The sequence below is a fragment of the Corynebacterium sp. H113 genome (assembly GCF_037572315.1).
Classification (GTDB): Bacteria; Actinomycetota; Actinomycetes; order Mycobacteriales; family Mycobacteriaceae; genus Corynebacterium.
This window is the reverse complement of the sequence record NZ_JBBHKZ010000002.1, coordinates 955,595-969,723: the sequence shown is the minus strand read 5'-3', so window position 1 is coordinate 969,723 and position 14,129 is coordinate 955,595. Positions and strand designations below refer to the sequence as shown.

At 55.2% G+C, this 14,129-nt stretch carries 12 protein-coding genes; 4 read left to right on the top strand and 8 right to left on the bottom strand.

Annotated features, from left to right (window positions below):
• Positions 1 to 34 precede the first annotated feature (34 nt).
• From WG938_RS05595 to WG938_RS05585, 3 genes are read left to right on the top strand one after another with little or no spacing between them, the layout of a single operon-like run.
• Positions 35 to 1,153, top strand: coding sequence for an LLM class flavin-dependent oxidoreductase (locus WG938_RS05595; protein WP_339978334.1), 1,119 nt, complete (start codon positions 35 to 37; stop codon positions 1,151 to 1,153).
• Positions 1,154 to 1,195: 42 nt separating this feature from the next.
• Positions 1,196 to 1,855 (top strand): CE1759 family FMN reductase, encoded by a 660-nt coding sequence (locus tag WG938_RS05590; protein ID WP_339978332.1) that lies wholly within the window; start codon positions 1,196 to 1,198, stop codon positions 1,853 to 1,855.
• 11 nt (positions 1,856 to 1,866) lie between these two features.
• Complete coding sequence (locus tag WG938_RS05585) at positions 1,867 to 3,027, top strand: esterase-like activity of phytase family protein (RefSeq protein ID WP_339978330.1); 1,161 nt, start codon at positions 1,867 to 1,869, stop codon at positions 3,025 to 3,027.
• Positions 3,028 to 3,053: 26 nt separating this feature from the next.
• Here WG938_RS05585 and hisS read toward each other — a convergent pair whose 3' ends face one another.
• On the bottom strand, positions 3,054 to 4,340 hold the full coding sequence (gene hisS, locus WG938_RS05580) for a histidine--tRNA ligase (RefSeq protein WP_339978328.1): 1,287 nt from the start codon (positions 4,338 to 4,340) through the stop codon (positions 3,054 to 3,056).
• A gap of 34 nt (positions 4,341 to 4,374) precedes the next feature.
• Positions 4,375 to 5,058 carry an MBL fold metallo-hydrolase gene (locus tag WG938_RS05575; protein WP_339978326.1) on the bottom strand — a complete coding sequence of 228 codons (684 nt, stop codon included), beginning with the start codon at positions 5,056 to 5,058 and terminating at the stop codon, positions 4,375 to 4,377.
• A 100-nt stretch (positions 5,059 to 5,158) separates the two neighbouring features.
• Between WG938_RS05575 and WG938_RS05570 the strand changes: the two genes are divergently transcribed.
• Entirely contained in the window at positions 5,159 to 6,034 is an 876-nt protein-coding gene (locus tag WG938_RS05570) for a peptidylprolyl isomerase (protein ID WP_339978324.1), read from the top strand.
• 501 nt (positions 6,035 to 6,535) lie between these two features.
• Here WG938_RS05570 and WG938_RS05565 read toward each other — a convergent pair.
• The 6 genes from WG938_RS05565 to ruvB all read right to left on the bottom strand — a co-directional run bounded on the left by WG938_RS05565 (position 6,536) and on the right by ruvB (position 14,122).
• Entirely contained in the window at positions 6,536 to 8,797 is a 2,262-nt protein-coding gene (locus WG938_RS05565; protein WP_339978322.1) for a RelA/SpoT family protein, read from the bottom strand.
• Positions 8,798 to 8,803: 6 nt separating this feature from the next.
• Positions 8,804 to 9,340 carry an adenine phosphoribosyltransferase gene (locus WG938_RS05560; RefSeq protein WP_339978320.1) on the bottom strand — a complete coding sequence of 179 codons (537 nt, stop codon included), beginning with the start codon at positions 9,338 to 9,340 and terminating at the stop codon, positions 8,804 to 8,806.
• A 141-nt stretch (positions 9,341 to 9,481) separates the two neighbouring features.
• Entirely contained in the window at positions 9,482 to 10,702 is a 1,221-nt protein-coding gene (gene secF, locus WG938_RS05555; RefSeq protein WP_339978318.1) for a protein translocase subunit SecF, read from the bottom strand.
• Positions 10,703 to 10,707: 5 nt separating this feature from the next.
• Positions 10,708 to 12,543, bottom strand: a complete 1,836-nt coding sequence (secD, locus tag WG938_RS05550) for a protein translocase subunit SecD (RefSeq protein ID WP_339978316.1) — start codon at positions 12,541 to 12,543, stop codon at positions 10,708 to 10,710.
• A gap of 85 nt (positions 12,544 to 12,628) precedes the next feature.
• Positions 12,629 to 12,973 (bottom strand): preprotein translocase subunit YajC, encoded by a 345-nt coding sequence (yajC, locus tag WG938_RS05545; protein WP_339978314.1) that lies wholly within the window; start codon positions 12,971 to 12,973, stop codon positions 12,629 to 12,631.
• Between the two features lie 75 nt (positions 12,974 to 13,048).
• Entirely contained in the window at positions 13,049 to 14,122 is a 1,074-nt protein-coding gene (gene ruvB, locus WG938_RS05540) for a Holliday junction branch migration DNA helicase RuvB (protein WP_339978312.1), read from the bottom strand.
• Between the last annotated feature and the right edge of the window lie 7 nt (positions 14,123 to 14,129).

The following is a 14,129-nucleotide window of genomic DNA, read 5'->3' as shown; positions in this document are numbered from 1 at the left end:
CACACCCAGATATCCCAACGGGCAAAGGATTTTCATGCAGTTCGGCATTTTTACCATCGGCGATGTCACCACCGACCCTACTAATGGCACAACTCCCACAGAGCACGAACGCATCAAGGCCACCATTGCCATTGCCCGCAAGGCGGAAGAAGTTGGCCTTGATGTCTTTGCTACAGGCGAGCACCACAATCCGCCGTTTGTCGCGCCCGGCACTCCCCCTATTCTGTTAGCAAGTATTGCTGCTCAAACCGAGAAACTGATTCTCTCTACTGCGACGACACTCATTACAACGAATGACCCTGTCAAGCTTGCTGAAGACTATTCCTACCTCCAGCATCTTGCAGACGGTCGAGTTGATCTCATGCTGGGACGAGGCAACACGGGTCCGGTGTACCCATGGTTTGGTAAAGATATTCGCCAAGGTATCCCACTAGCTGTCGAGAATTACCACTTGCTACGTCGCCTCTGGCGCGAACGCCCTGTGAACTGGTCCGGCGAATTCCGCACCCCGCTGCAGGGATACGTCACTACCCCATGGCCACTAGATGACACTCCGCCTTTCGTATGGCACGGTTCTATTCGCTCAGTCCAAATTGCGGAGCAAGCAGCCTTTTACGGTGACGGTTTCTTCCACAACAACATCTTCTGGTACAAGGAACACACCGCGAAGATGGTGAGTATCTACCGCCGTCGTTACGAACAGTTCGGCCACGGTCGCGCTGATCAAGCCATCGTTGGCCTTGGCGGTCAGGTCTTTATCGGCGACTCTGAGGCGGAAGCAAAGGAATTCTTCCGTCCATATTTTGACAATGCGCCTGTCTACGGCCACGGGCCATCCCTCGAAGAGTTCACAGAAATGACTCCACTGACCGTGGGCACTACTGAGCAGGTCATCGATAGAACTCTTCAGTTCGCGGATTGGGTTGGCGACTATCAACGTCAACTATTCCTGATTGACCACGCTGGACTACCTCTCGACATCGTCCTTAATCAGATTGAACGCCTTGGTCGCGATGTCGTTCCTGTCCTTCGTAAGAAGTTTGAGGAACGCCGACCAGAACACGTCCCTTCTGATCCACCAACCCATGCCACGCTGTCGGCTAATCGTGAGCATCCACACCACCGCATTCAGCCTGGTCGTATCGAAAACTAGGCATTGACCAGCACACCAGCACAGTTTGGAAAGGATCCCTACGTGCACAAAATCGTTGTCATCTCAAGTGGTTTGTCGACGCCATCCACAACTCGCCAACTCGCTGACATGCTCTCGAACGCAACCAGCACAGCGATTTCTGCACGAGGCGAAAATGCGGAGATCCACGTCATCGAGCTGCGTACTCTAGCTCGGGATCTTGCGGACCTCTTTACCGCCGGCGGCATCGCGTCCGCAGCCTTGGATGACGCGCGCAATCGCACCGCTGCTGCCGATGCGATCATCGCCGTGACTCCGGTGTTCAAGGCATCGTACAACGGGCTATTTAAGATGTTTATTGACTCTCTTGATGACGATGCCTTGCGCAACGTCCCCATTCTTCTCGGCGCCACGGCAGGTACAGCGCGACATTCGCTGGTTATCGACCACACCCTTCGCCCTCTCTTCTCCCACTTCGGAGCGAGAATTGCCCCGACCGATGTTTTCTCGGCGACAGACGATTTTGGAGAGTCAACCTTTACAGGCGACCTGCACCAGTCCGCTCCCCTGGCTGAGCGCGCCCAGCGAGCTGGTCGAGAACTCGCCGAGATGATCCTCACGACTCATGTTGATGGCTTAGCCTCTACAGACCGCCCTTCAGGCGCTGGACTGAACACTTCTGGCGTGTCTTTCACGGATCTCTTGGCCGACCATTCGGGCTAGTCTCGGTAGATATGTCCCGACCTGGTATCCGCTTTACGACGATTGCCGTCACCAGCATCGTCGTTGCGTACTTCCTTGGTCTGGGTAGCCTCATGGCTCAACATCCGCCTGGCTTAGCTCCTGAGCTCGACCCGGCCACGCCGTACCAGGGCTACATCAATCTAGATCGCGAGGTTGACACAGCTAGTGACGTCCCTTCCATGTATACGCAAACTGGCGACAGCGTTCCATTCGGAGGCATCTCGGGGATCGATCATCTTCAGGGCTCACGATATCTAGCCATCAGTGATGATCGGGCGCTTCAAGGTCCGGCTCGGGTGTACGAATTGGAGATTGCTGCTGGTGAGGATTTCGTCGCAAAGCACACGGACGCGCGGATAACCAGAACGATCGGTCTCACCGACACGCATGGAATCCCATATGACCGTGGCAGCGTCGATCCGGAGTCCATTCGTGTACTCCCTGATGGAACATTCCTGTGGACTTCCGAGGGGAACACCCGCAAGGCCATCGAAGCGGAGATCATTCATTCGTCTCCAGACGGTCGGGAGCTGCGTAGATTCTCGCCGCCTCCGTATCACCGGGACTTTGCGACGCGACGTGTCGTGAAGAATAATCGCGCCTATGAAGCGCTCGCAGTTTCTCGTGATGGCCAGCGTGCGGTCGTTGTTACCGAGTTTCCTCTGAGCCAGGATACAGAGGCGCAACAGATCCCGGCGGGCTCAAGTGGGCTCAGCCGTGTCACTGTCTACGATGTGCCAACGGGTCAACCGCTGAGCGAGTTTGTGTATCCATTATCAATGGAGCTGCAGAACACGGGACATCCTGGTGTTTCAGAGATCATCGCCGTCAATGATGATGCGACAGAACTCATATTCCTGGAACGCACCTATGGATTCGTAGCCGGAAACCGTGCCTCGCTGTTTCGCGTTTCGCTGGATGCCATCGCTCGGAATACTGCCACGAATGTACTTGGAAAAGATCGCCTTGACGGCAAGGAGAAGCCATTGCGCAAACGACCCATCTTCGAATTTCCGTACTTGCCGACGCACCCCGACAATGTGGAGTCGTTGGCGTGGTGCGAAGGTCGTCGTGACGTTCTATTTGTCGGTTCGGACAACAATTTCAGCTCACTGCAACGCAGCCTGCTACACGCCGTTAGCTGGCGCTAAGCAGTGCTGAGCATTCTTGCTGAACTCTACTGAGCGAGCTTGGCAGAAAGAACCGACGTGAGCTTGGAAAGTGAGACGGCTTCCTGATCATGGGCTGCCAAGTCCTTCAACTGAACTTCGCCAGCCTCCAACTCCGATTCACCCAGGACAAGCGCGAAGCGAGCGCCAGCGCGGTCTGCACCCTTCATGGCACCCTTGAGACCACGCCCGCCGTACGACATGTCGGCACGGATACCTGCGTTGCGGAGCTCGTTGACGAGCGCCGCCATACGACGACGGGCGGCGTCGCCAAGTGCAACACCATAAACATCGACGCGACGACCGTCCGAGACCTGCTTCTGCTCCGTCTCAAGAGCGAGCATGGCGCGGTCTACACCCAGGCCGAAACCGATGCCCGACAATTCTTGACCACCGAGCTGCGCCATCAGACCGTCGTAGCGACCGCCACCACCAATACCCGACTGTGCACCGAGACCATCGTGAACGAACTCGAAGCACGTTTTGGTGTAGTAATCCAAGCCACGTACCATGCGTGGATTAATTGTGTACGCAATGTTCATGTCATCAAGCAGGCCAGTGACTGTTTCGAAGTGTTCCTGGCACTCAGCCGACAAGTAATCCAGCATGAGCGGAGCGTCGGCAGTTATTTCCTTGACTTCCGGACGCTTGTCATCGAGGACACGCAATGGGTTAATCTCTGCACGCTTACGAGTCTCTTCGTCGAGAGGCAACGCGAACAGGAACTCCTGGAGCTTAGTGCGGTATTCAGGACGACAGGAATTGTCGCCGAGGCTGGTGAGTTCAAGACGGTACCCGGTCAGACCAATTCCGGAGAAGCAAGCATCGGCCAAGGCAATCACCTCAGCATCGAGGGCTGGATCGTCGACACCGATGGCTTCGACGCCCACCTGCTGCAACTGGCGATAGCGACCGGCCTGCGGACGCTCGTAGCGGAAGAACGGGCCAGCGTAGGACAGTTTGACTGGCAACTGACCGCGATCCAAGTTGTGCTCGATAACTGCGCGCATCACACCTGCAGTACCTTCTGGGCGCAGAGTTACGGAGCGGTCACCACGGTCTGCGAAGGTGTACATCTCCTTTGACACAACATCCGTGGATTCACCGACACCACGGGCAAACAAACCAGTTTCTTCGAAAATAGGCAGCTCGATGTGCTCGAATCCAGCTAAACGGGCACGATGCTGGAAGTAGTTGCGCACTGCCTCAAACTCGCGGGATACCGGTGGAAAATAGTCCGGTACACCCTTGGGCGCGGAAAACGGCTGAAACTTGGTCTTCTTCTGCTCGGTCACGTCCGATACTTTACCGTTCGTTACTGAGACGAAGTTACTTGACCTGCGCCAGATACGGATTTGTTGCCCGCTCTTGGCCGATAGTCGACGTTGGGCCGTGTCCGGGAAGGATCATCAGGTCGTCGTCTAATGGGAGGACCTTCTCACGGAGGGACGTCATCATGTCCTCGTGGTTGGCACCTGGAAGATCGGTGCGCCCAATGGATCCGGCAAAGAGGACATCGCCACTGAAAACAACCTCATCTGCGCCGTCTGACGTGCGAAGCATCAGACAACCTGCAGAATGCCCTGGGGCATGCAAGATCTGAAAAGCAAGACCAGCAAACTTCAGTTCATCGTCACCTTCGAGATCTCGAATATCCTCTGGGACCTCCATCTCGCCGGCACGGAACATCGCGCCCAAGTTGCGACCTGCCCCAACCAGTGGATTTGCAATCATATGTCGGTCTGCCGAATTGATATACACCGGAATATCCCAGTGCTTGGCGACGGAGTCAGCATCGCGGGTGTGGTCAATATGGCCGTGAGTGAGCAACACTGCCTCGGGCACCCAACCGCGCTTTTCACATTCGGCCTTCAGCTGCTCGAATGCGCCCATTCCCGGATCGATAATCACGCAGGGCGTGGACTCACCTTCGATAGCAGCATCGGAATGAAAACCAGTTGCCACGTAACAATTTGTTTGAAGCGGTCCAGCCGCGAATCCAAGAATCTCCATGCCTGAATCGTACCGACTTACCCCGTGCCTATTCACAGAACAACTGTTAACAACAGTATTGTGACGTTAAGCGATATACGTACTTTGAAAAGAGGCATCTGTGACTGACAACAAACAGCGGCGCCACGATTCGATGAAAGAACTCGATCGTGCTTTGGCACGCCGCGACCGTGCAGAGAAGACAAAGCCGTTGGGTGTTGTCGTTGCGACGCTAGCTATTCTCGTCGTCATCGTCGGTGGTATCTGGCTACTAACGAAGCAAGGTGGTGAAGCCGACACCACAGCAACCGAGACAAAAAACAACGAGCCTAAGGCCGTTGAACTCATGGCGATGCCGGTTGACGGCGAACTCATCCCAATGAAGCGCGAGCAGGCATTGCCTGACACGGTCACCTGCACCTACGACGATGACGGCGAAGCAGCGAAACCCGTCGACAAGCCAAAGACGGAAAACGTTCCTGCTAAGGGCAAGGTAACGGTAACCCTGAAGACCAACCAGGGCGATATTCCAATGGAATTGGATCGTGCGCTCTCCCCTTGTGCAGTTAACGCAATTGAGCACTTGGCCAAGTCCAACTTTTACGACGACTCCATTTGCCACCGAGCAACTGGTGGCATGTTGAACGTCTTGCAGTGCGGCGACCCAACGGGCACTGGTTCCGGCGGACCAGGTTTCAAGTATGCAGGCGAATGGCCAATCAAGGATGCAAACCTGGATATGCAGACGCCGATGATCTACCAGAAGGGTTCCATTGCAATGGCAAACCCAGGTGATCCAGATGCGAATGGTAGCCAGTTCTTCTTGAACTGGGCTGACTCCAACTTGCCTCCGCAGTATGTCGTTCTCGGCTCAATGTCCTCTGAAGGTACAAAGGTCGCTGAGAAGATTGCCGGCAACGGCATTGAAGGTACCGAAGGAATGACCGACGGTAAGCCATTCAAGGAAGTTCGCATCGAGAAGGCAGAAGCCAAGTAACTCGATCACCTCGAGCAGCATCACACACCGCAATTGGGCCTCAGCCGGGGCTTAGTTGCGGTTTTCTTTCTGTCAAGGACTATTCCTATCTCATCCCCCGTGGTTGGTACTACCGTCGCTACTGTGTGGCTGCTTCTGCTGGTGTCTCGAATCCCCCAATTCAAGCCGACACAACACCACAGTGAGGTCGGGCAGAAACGCGACGGAAAATACCGTGTGGACGACCCCGAATCCATCAACGCAATAGGACTGCACTGACGAAACGTTGCCTTCCAACTGCCACTATATGTAGCTGCTCAACAATTAACGACTGTTGTCTATAAAGCAGTCGAACATGGAATCGTTACACTCTTTAGGCCTTGTATCGAATGTGAAGCCAATCGTTTGCCAAACCCTCAGGAACCGGGGTCTTGGCCGGACTTTTGGCTACTAGCAGTACTTCCGCGGGCCGGTTCGAGGTCAGCTAGTTTTAACCCCACGTTTAGCTAACGGGGGTAACAATTAGCCGCCACTAGTGACCCGGAACACGTCGTACACGCCTTCGATGCCACGTAACACCGTGATGATGTAACCAAGCTGCTTAATATCAGACACCTCGAACGTAAATCGCATGACTGCGACGCGGTCGTCAGCTGTATGCGAAGAAGTCGCGGTAATCGGCACCTTCTGATCCGAAATGACGCGCGTGATCTCTGACAGCAACCCATGACGATCTAGAGCTTCTATCTGTACGGTGACAGTGAAGACTGCGCCACTGGCACGATCTGCCCATGAGACATGGATAATCCGTTCTGGCTCTTCTTTGAGCTTTGCTGCATTTGTGCAGTCAATACGGTGTACGCTGACGCCACCACCGCGTGTCACGAAACCAAAGATCTCGTCTCCAGGCACCGGCGTACAACACTTGGCCAACTTGGCCATCATGTCTGCTGACCCTTCCACCAAGACTCCTGCCCCATCAGCACGTGAACGCTTACGGGGCTCTTGGAGCTTCGACAGCGGAGTACGCTTTGCCAACTGATCGACAGCATCGTCTTGGCCTGAGAACCGCGCCATGAGCCTGTTAGTGACGTGGCGTGCCGTAATAGTACCGTCACCGATAGCCGTGTACAGAGCGTCGACATCAATCAGATTCAGCTCAGAGGCAATCTGCTTCATTGATTGCGGAGTGAACAAGCGGTGCATTGGCAAGCCACCACGCTGGACCTCCGCAGCCAGAGCATCCCGGCCGGCTTCCAGAGCCTCTTCACGACGCTCCTTCGCAAACCATTGCCGAATCTTGGCCTTCGCTCGCGGAGACTGAACGAATTCTAGCCAGTCTCTCGATGGGCCCGAATCAACGTCCTTTGACGTGAACACTTCGACGCGATCGCCGGTCTTCAACGAAGACTCGAGCGCGACCAACTTGCCATTGACCTTGGCGCCAATACAGAGGTGTCCAACTTCAGTGTGGACTGCATATGCGAAGTCAACCGGTGTTGAGTCTGCCGGAAGCGTAATCACATCGCCCTTTGGCGTAAAGACGAAGATCTCGTTAGAGGCCAGGTCATAGCGAAGTGAGTCCAGGAACTCGTTTGGGTCCGCTGCTTCTCGCTGCCAATCCAACAATTGGCGCATCCACGCCATCTGATCGACTTCAGCTTTATCTCCCTTGTGGGAGCCTTTGCTTTCCTTATAGCGCCAGTGCGCCGCGATGCCGTACTCGGCGTTGAAGTGCATTTCTTGCGTACGAATTTGCACTTCAAGAGGTTTGCCACCAGGTCCAATTACCGTAGTGTGCAACGACTGATAGACACCAAATCGTGGTGCCGAAATGTAGTCCTTGAAACGCCCAGGCATCGGCTGGAACAACGAATGCACAGCACCCATCGCCGCATAGCAATCCTTGGTGGAGTCCACCAATATGCGAATACCCACCAGATCAAAAATCTCGTCGAATTGATGACCTCGAACGATCATCTTCTGATAAATCGACCAATAGTGCTTCGGTCGACCCATCACCTGAGCCTGAATATGGCTGGTCTTTAAACCTGCGGTGAGGCTTTTCGACACTTCTCGCAGATACTGATCACGCTGCGGAGCACGATCGGCAACGAGACGCACAATCTCTTCGTACTTCTTCGGATAAAGAATAGCGAACGCTAAGTCCTCAAGTTCCCACTTGATACTTGCCATACCCAGTCGGTGCGCAAGTGGAGCGATGACTTCCAGGGTCTCCCGAGCCTTCTTGGCCTGCTTCTCCGGGGGCAAGAAACGCATTGTCCGCATATTGTGCAAACGGTCGCATACCTTGATCACCAACACCCGAGGGTCTTGGCTCATAGCAACAACCATCTTGCGAACAGTTTCTGCCTCGGCAGCGGAACCTAACGCGACCTTGTCGAGCTTCGTGACGCCGTCGACAAGCCGAGCCACTTCTGGACCAAAGTCTTGAGTTAGATCATCAAGCGAATAGTCGGTGTCTTCGACCGTATCGTGCAACAAAGCCGCGACCAGAGTCGTGGTATCCATACCGATCTCTGCGGCGATCGTTGCAACAGCGAGTGGATGGGTGATGTACGGCTCGCCAGACTTACGACGAACTCCCTCATGCAGCCGCTCCGCGGTGTCGTACGCCTTTTGCAACTGTGACAGGTCAGCACGCGGATGAACCTCTTTGTGTACAGCGACGAGTGGGTCCAATACTGGACTCACCTTGGTCCGGCCACCAGTCAAACTGCGCGCCAAACGAGCACCATATCGGCGCGGAGAGAGGTCTGCCATGCGTTTCTACCCCTTTTTAACCACAAACACTGGCAGATCAGACAGACGCTCACGTCCACCAAGACCAGCCACTTCAAGGACACAACAGAAGCCGGAAACTTCTGCCCCACACTTTTCCAGAAGCTTGCGGGCTGCGCCCATAGTTCCGCCAGTTGCAAGCACATCATCCACCAAAACGACGCGCTTTCCCTTCAGCTCAACACCATCCGAAGGGATTTCCAGTGCGGCCTTGCCATACTCCAGTCCGTACTCTTCGGTATGAACAGGCGGAGGCAATTTGCCCTTCTTGCGAATAGCTAACACTCCAAGGCCCATTTTGTACGCCACCGCTGAACCGATCAGGAATCCGCGTGCGTCAAGGCCTCCGATAAGCTCCGCACCGTACTCCTCGCACGCCGCAGCCACCTCATCGACGATAAGGCGGAATCCCTCAGGATCCGCCAAAACCGGGGTCAGGTCTTCGAAAAGCACGCCCTCCTGAGGAAAGTCAGGAACCAAACGGATCAGGTCCTCTAGGGCTTCCTTCGCATTCGCGTATGACACGAAACTCCTCACTTTCAGAGGGCAAAAACCAGCAATGACGCGTATCAAATCACGATACCCGTCATTGTCTCACAGTTGGAATTAAGTTATTACTCAGATGGACGGTGTCCCCCGGTGGCTACGTGCTTCTGACGTGAAAACCTACCGACCAGGGCGCCACGACAGCGAACCGCTCGGGCGATCATCGTCACCTGGGCTCAGTTCTGGCGTGACGACGCGTCGTCGTGAAGCAGCAGACTCAGCTGGAGCCTTGGTGGCTGGAGTTTCATCCAGATCTGCCATTGCCTCGATACCCTGATGGTCTGCGCCACCAGCGCGTGCCTCGGCGACCTTGGCATCATGATCCCGGAAGGACTTCTGGCGATTCTTCAGCGAAACCAAGAAGGGTGATGCAAGGAAGATTGATGAGAACGTACCCTGAATAATGCCAATCAGCTGGACCAATGCGAGGTCCTTCAGGGTACCGACGCCCAACATGCCCACAGCGATGACCATGAGCGCAAGAATTGGCAGTGCGGTCGACACCGTGGTGTTAATAGAGCGCATAAGCGTCTGGTTTACCGCAAGGTTGACCAGCTCTCCGTAGGTGCGCCGCGTTGACTGTTTGAATCCAGCGGTGTTCTCCATGACCTTGTCAAACACCACGACGGTGTCATAGAGAGAGAACGATAGGACGGTCAACAAACCAATCACAGTTGCCGGGCTCACCTCGAAACCGATGAGAGCGTAGATGCCTGCGATGACGATGCCGTCGATAAGCAAAGCAGCAATGGCGGAGATAGCCATGTCACGCTCGAAACGAATGGCGATGTACGCAAAAACGAGGCCAAGGAATACTGCCATCGCCAGCAACATGCGGTTGGTGATCGCACCACCCCAGGACTCAGACACCGTGGAGTCACCGATCGCATCGGGCGATGGATTGCCAGTTGCATCCTTTGGCTGGAACTTGTCAAAGAGAGCGGCGCGAGCATCGTTGATCTTGTCTTCGCCTAGACGCTCAGACGTGATTTCAAGAACTCGGGCGTCGCCAGCACCAATGATCTGCACAAGCTGCGGAGAAACGCCGGTTGCTTCCTTGAATACCTGCTCGACCTGCTGTTCATTTGCAGTTTCTGGTGGCATTGTCATTCGCGTGCCACCCTCAAAATCGATACCAAGGGTGAAGCCGCGAATAAGCATCGCGCCAATAGCCACCACCAACACCATCGCGGTGATGGCATACCAACGACGACTACGCCCGACAATGTCGAAACCGCCAGCACCAGTGTGCAGCCGGTTCAAGAAACCGCCCTTGGCATCCGCATCGAGTGATGCGTCGATAGTCGACTCGTGGGACTTGGTAGAAGTGTGATCAGACATAGTCTTTACTTCTCCTCTTTGGTCGAGGCGGCAGCGAAACGACGCTGATGATTCTGCTCGGCAATCTTCATGATTCCACCAAAGCCATTCATCGATGGCTTAGCCAAACCAGGGAACTTCCTGGTTGCAAGGATCACCAATGGGGCGGTGACCAGGAAGGCGGTGATGATGTCGAACGCCGTCGACAAGCCAAGTGTGAACGCGAAGCCACGGACATCGCCCACAGCCAGAATGTACAAAACCACAGCGGCGATAACGGATACGAAGTTACCAGCGAGAATCGTACGACGAGCATTACGCCAAGCATGTGGCACTGCGGATCGGAATGTCCTGCCGTTGCGGATCTCGTCCTTGATGCGTTCGAAGAACACAATGAAGGAGTCAGCGGTCGTACCAATCGAAATGATAATGCCTGCGATACCCGCCAGATCCAGCGAGTAGCCGATCCAGCGCCCCAGCAATACGAGGAGTCCGTAGATCATGGCACCTGCTGCAGCCAAAGAAATAATCGAGATAGCGCCAAGACCACGGTATAGAGCAACGGCGTAAACGATGATGAGCAAAATACCCACCAGGCCTGCAATCAGACCAGCCTGCAGCGACGCGGAACCAAGCGTTGCTGGAATCGTCGTTGCGGTGCCACCTGGTTCGCCATCTTCACCCGCGAAGCTCAATGGTAGAGCACCATAGCGAAGGTTATTCGCAAGCGTCTGTGCTTCGTCAATGGTGAAGTCACCAGTAATACGAGTCGCCTGGCCTACACCAGTTGCTTCCTGAATGACTGGTGCAGAAATCACCTGAGAGTCAAGGACAATGGCAACCTGCTTCTGCAGGTTTTCCTCGGTCAGCTTGGTCCAGGTACGCCCACCAGCTTCGCCCTTATTGGACTTGAAACTGAAGGAAACTTGTACCTCGCCCGACTGCTGATCAAAGCCACCGTTGATTGGCGCATCGGTATCAATCTGGTTACCAGACAAGCGCTCAGCATCTGGCTTTCCTTCTTGCCCGACGAGTTCTGGTGCAGGTGCCAGAATGATGGCACCCTGACCGTCTGGGCTACATGTCACCAGCGGCTTGGCGGGATCATCAGCACCCTGCAGCGCATCAGTGCCATCATTTTGACCACACTGCATCAACGCCGCAGCTGCGACCTGCTCGGTTGGGTCTTCCGTCTGGCGTGACTCAAGCAGTACGTCTCGGACCTTTGTGCGCAGATCCGCGGCTTCGAGCGAGTTGGAAGGAGTTTCAGGAGCCTTAGCGTCGATTTTCGGCGCTTCACCGACATTGACGTTCAACTCAGCTGGTACTGGTTGTCCTGGGTTCTGCTGCTTGAACTGATCGATGGCAGCCTGGCTGCCCTTCTTCACTTCACTGTAGAAGTCGCCAACTCGCTTGTTAGCTTCCTCTGGAGTCAGCAGGCCAACTTCTACCCACTGTGATGCCATGTCAGTGAAGATGCCCTCTAGCTTGTTCTGGTCAGGTGTACCAGGGTTTTCCAACACTGGACGGAAGAACAACTGCGAGGTTTGACCGAGCGCACGGGCTTCCTGCGAATCTTCGCCTGGCACTGTGATGACCAAGGTGTCGCCATCGGCGACCACCTGAGCGCCTGTGACGCCCATGCCGTTGACACGGTTCTCCAGAATGGTTCGTGCCTGATTAAGCTGATCTGCAGTCGGCTGTTCGCCCTGCGGCACCAGTGTCACCCGCGTACCACCCTGCAGGTCAATGCCGAGTTTCGGAGTTGCTTCGCGGTTTCCTGTGAAGAAAACCAGTGAGTAGGTTATTGCCAGAATGAGCACGAACAGCGCGAGCAGCCATTTCGGCCACGATGCGTTCATTCGGCGCCCCTTGACGCGATTTGAGCTAGCCAAGGAAATGCTCCTGTAGAAAATTTGACGTTTAGTGGGAATAAGAAAGGACGAATTAGTCCTTCTTGGTTGTGTCCGAGTTCTCGTTGTTCAACTGAGCTGCGTCGTCCGCAAACTTCTCTTCTTTGGCAGCCTTGTGCTGCTCAACAGTGAGATTGCGAGCGACGGCGCCACGCTGCCAACGCGTTACGACGCCGTCCGCTACAGCGAGATCGACCGTCTCGTCGGTCGTATCGACGACGATGCCGTGCATGCCGGAGCCAGTAACAACTTCCATGCCAGGAACGAGCTGTTCCTGCATTTGACGGATCTCACGGAGCTGCTTGTTCTGTCGGAAGGTCTGCCAGAGCGGTACTGCCAACAAGATGGCAATTAGTACGAGAAGCATGAATGGTTCCATGAGGCACGAGTCTATCGGGGTATGCCTAATCGTGACCCAATTGACCCGGCGTGGCGGTCTCCCCCGTTGACCCCACTAGTACTGGCCGAGTGCCCCTTCAGGTGGTGTCAAGCCGAGATGATGCCACGCTGCGCCTGTTGCTACCCGACCACGTGAAGTGCGTGCAATCATGCCTGCTCGCACAAGATAGGGCTCGCAGACCTCTTCGACGGTCGACGATTCTTCACCGACAGCCAATGCCAGCGAATTAACTCCAACGGGGCCACCGCCATGACCCTTGACCAATGCAGTGAGCACTGCCCTATCTAGCCGGTCAAGCCCCAGTTCGTCGACATCGAAGACAAGGAGTGCCGCTCGCGCCGCACCCAGGTCGATGACACCGTTGGCATGTACATCAGCGAAGTCACGAACACGACGCAGTAGTCGGTTCGCGATACGTGGCGTACCACGCGATCGAGATGCGATTTCTTCGGCCGCTTCCGCAGTGATGTCAACGCCCAGGATTCCTGCTGCACGGGTAACGACTCGCGTCAGGTCATTCGTATCGTAGAACTCCATCTGAGCTGTGAAACCAAAACGGTCGCGCAACGGACCTGTGAGCATGCCAGAGCGAGTTGTCGCCCCAACCAGAGTGAAGGGCGGAATCTCCAGTGGAATAGACGTTGCACCCGGCCCCTTGCCGACGATCACGTCGATACGGAAATCCTCCATAGCCATGTACAACATCTCTTCGACGGGCCGGGCGATGCGGTGAATTTCGTCGATAAACAGGACATCGCCTTCGAGGAGGTTCGACAACATAGCTGCCAAGTCACCTGCGCGAATCAATGCTGGCCCGGATGTCATCCGTAGCGATGAGCCCATCTCTTGGGCAATGATCATCGCCATTGTCGTCTTTCCCAAACCTGGCGGTCCGGACATCAAAATGTGGTCGGGCGCTACACCACGTCCTTTGGCACCCGCCAGTACCAGGCTCAGCTGTTCCCGAACCTTGGGTTGGCCGATGAACTCGTCCAGTGATTTCGGACGCAGACCAGAGTCTGCATCTACATCGTCAATATGCGCCTGTGCATCGACGTCGCGCTGAAAGTCCACGGACATGTCACGGGGAGACGGCACATTGAACTCTGTGCGCTCGACATCACTCATGTTCTAC

Excerpts from the sequence above, each read along its gene's own strand:
- WG938_RS05585 (WP_339978330.1), top strand. The coding sequence starts at position 1,867 with ATGTCCCGACCTGGTATCCGCTTTACGACGATTGCCGTCACCAGCATC.
- secD (WP_339978316.1), bottom strand. The coding sequence starts at position 12,543 with ATGAACGCATCGTGGCCGAAATGGCTGCTCGCGCTGTTCGTGCTCATT.
- WG938_RS05595 (WP_339978334.1), top strand. The coding sequence starts at position 35 with ATGCAGTTCGGCATTTTTACCATCGGCGATGTCACCACCGACCCTACT.
- WG938_RS05565 (WP_339978322.1), bottom strand. The coding sequence starts at position 8,797 with ATGGCAGACCTCTCTCCGCGCCGATATGGTGCTCGTTTGGCGCGCAGT.
- ruvB (WP_339978312.1), bottom strand. The coding sequence starts at position 14,122 with ATGAGTGATGTCGAGCGCACAGAGTTCAATGTGCCGTCTCCCCGTGAC.
- WG938_RS05575 (WP_339978326.1), bottom strand. The coding sequence starts at position 5,058 with ATGGAGATTCTTGGATTCGCGGCTGGACCGCTTCAAACAAATTGTTAC.
- yajC (WP_339978314.1), bottom strand. The coding sequence starts at position 12,973 with ATGGAACCATTCATGCTTCTCGTACTAATTGCCATCTTGTTGGCAGTA.
- secF (WP_339978318.1), bottom strand. The coding sequence starts at position 10,702 with ATGTCTGATCACACTTCTACCAAGTCCCACGAGTCGACTATCGACGCA.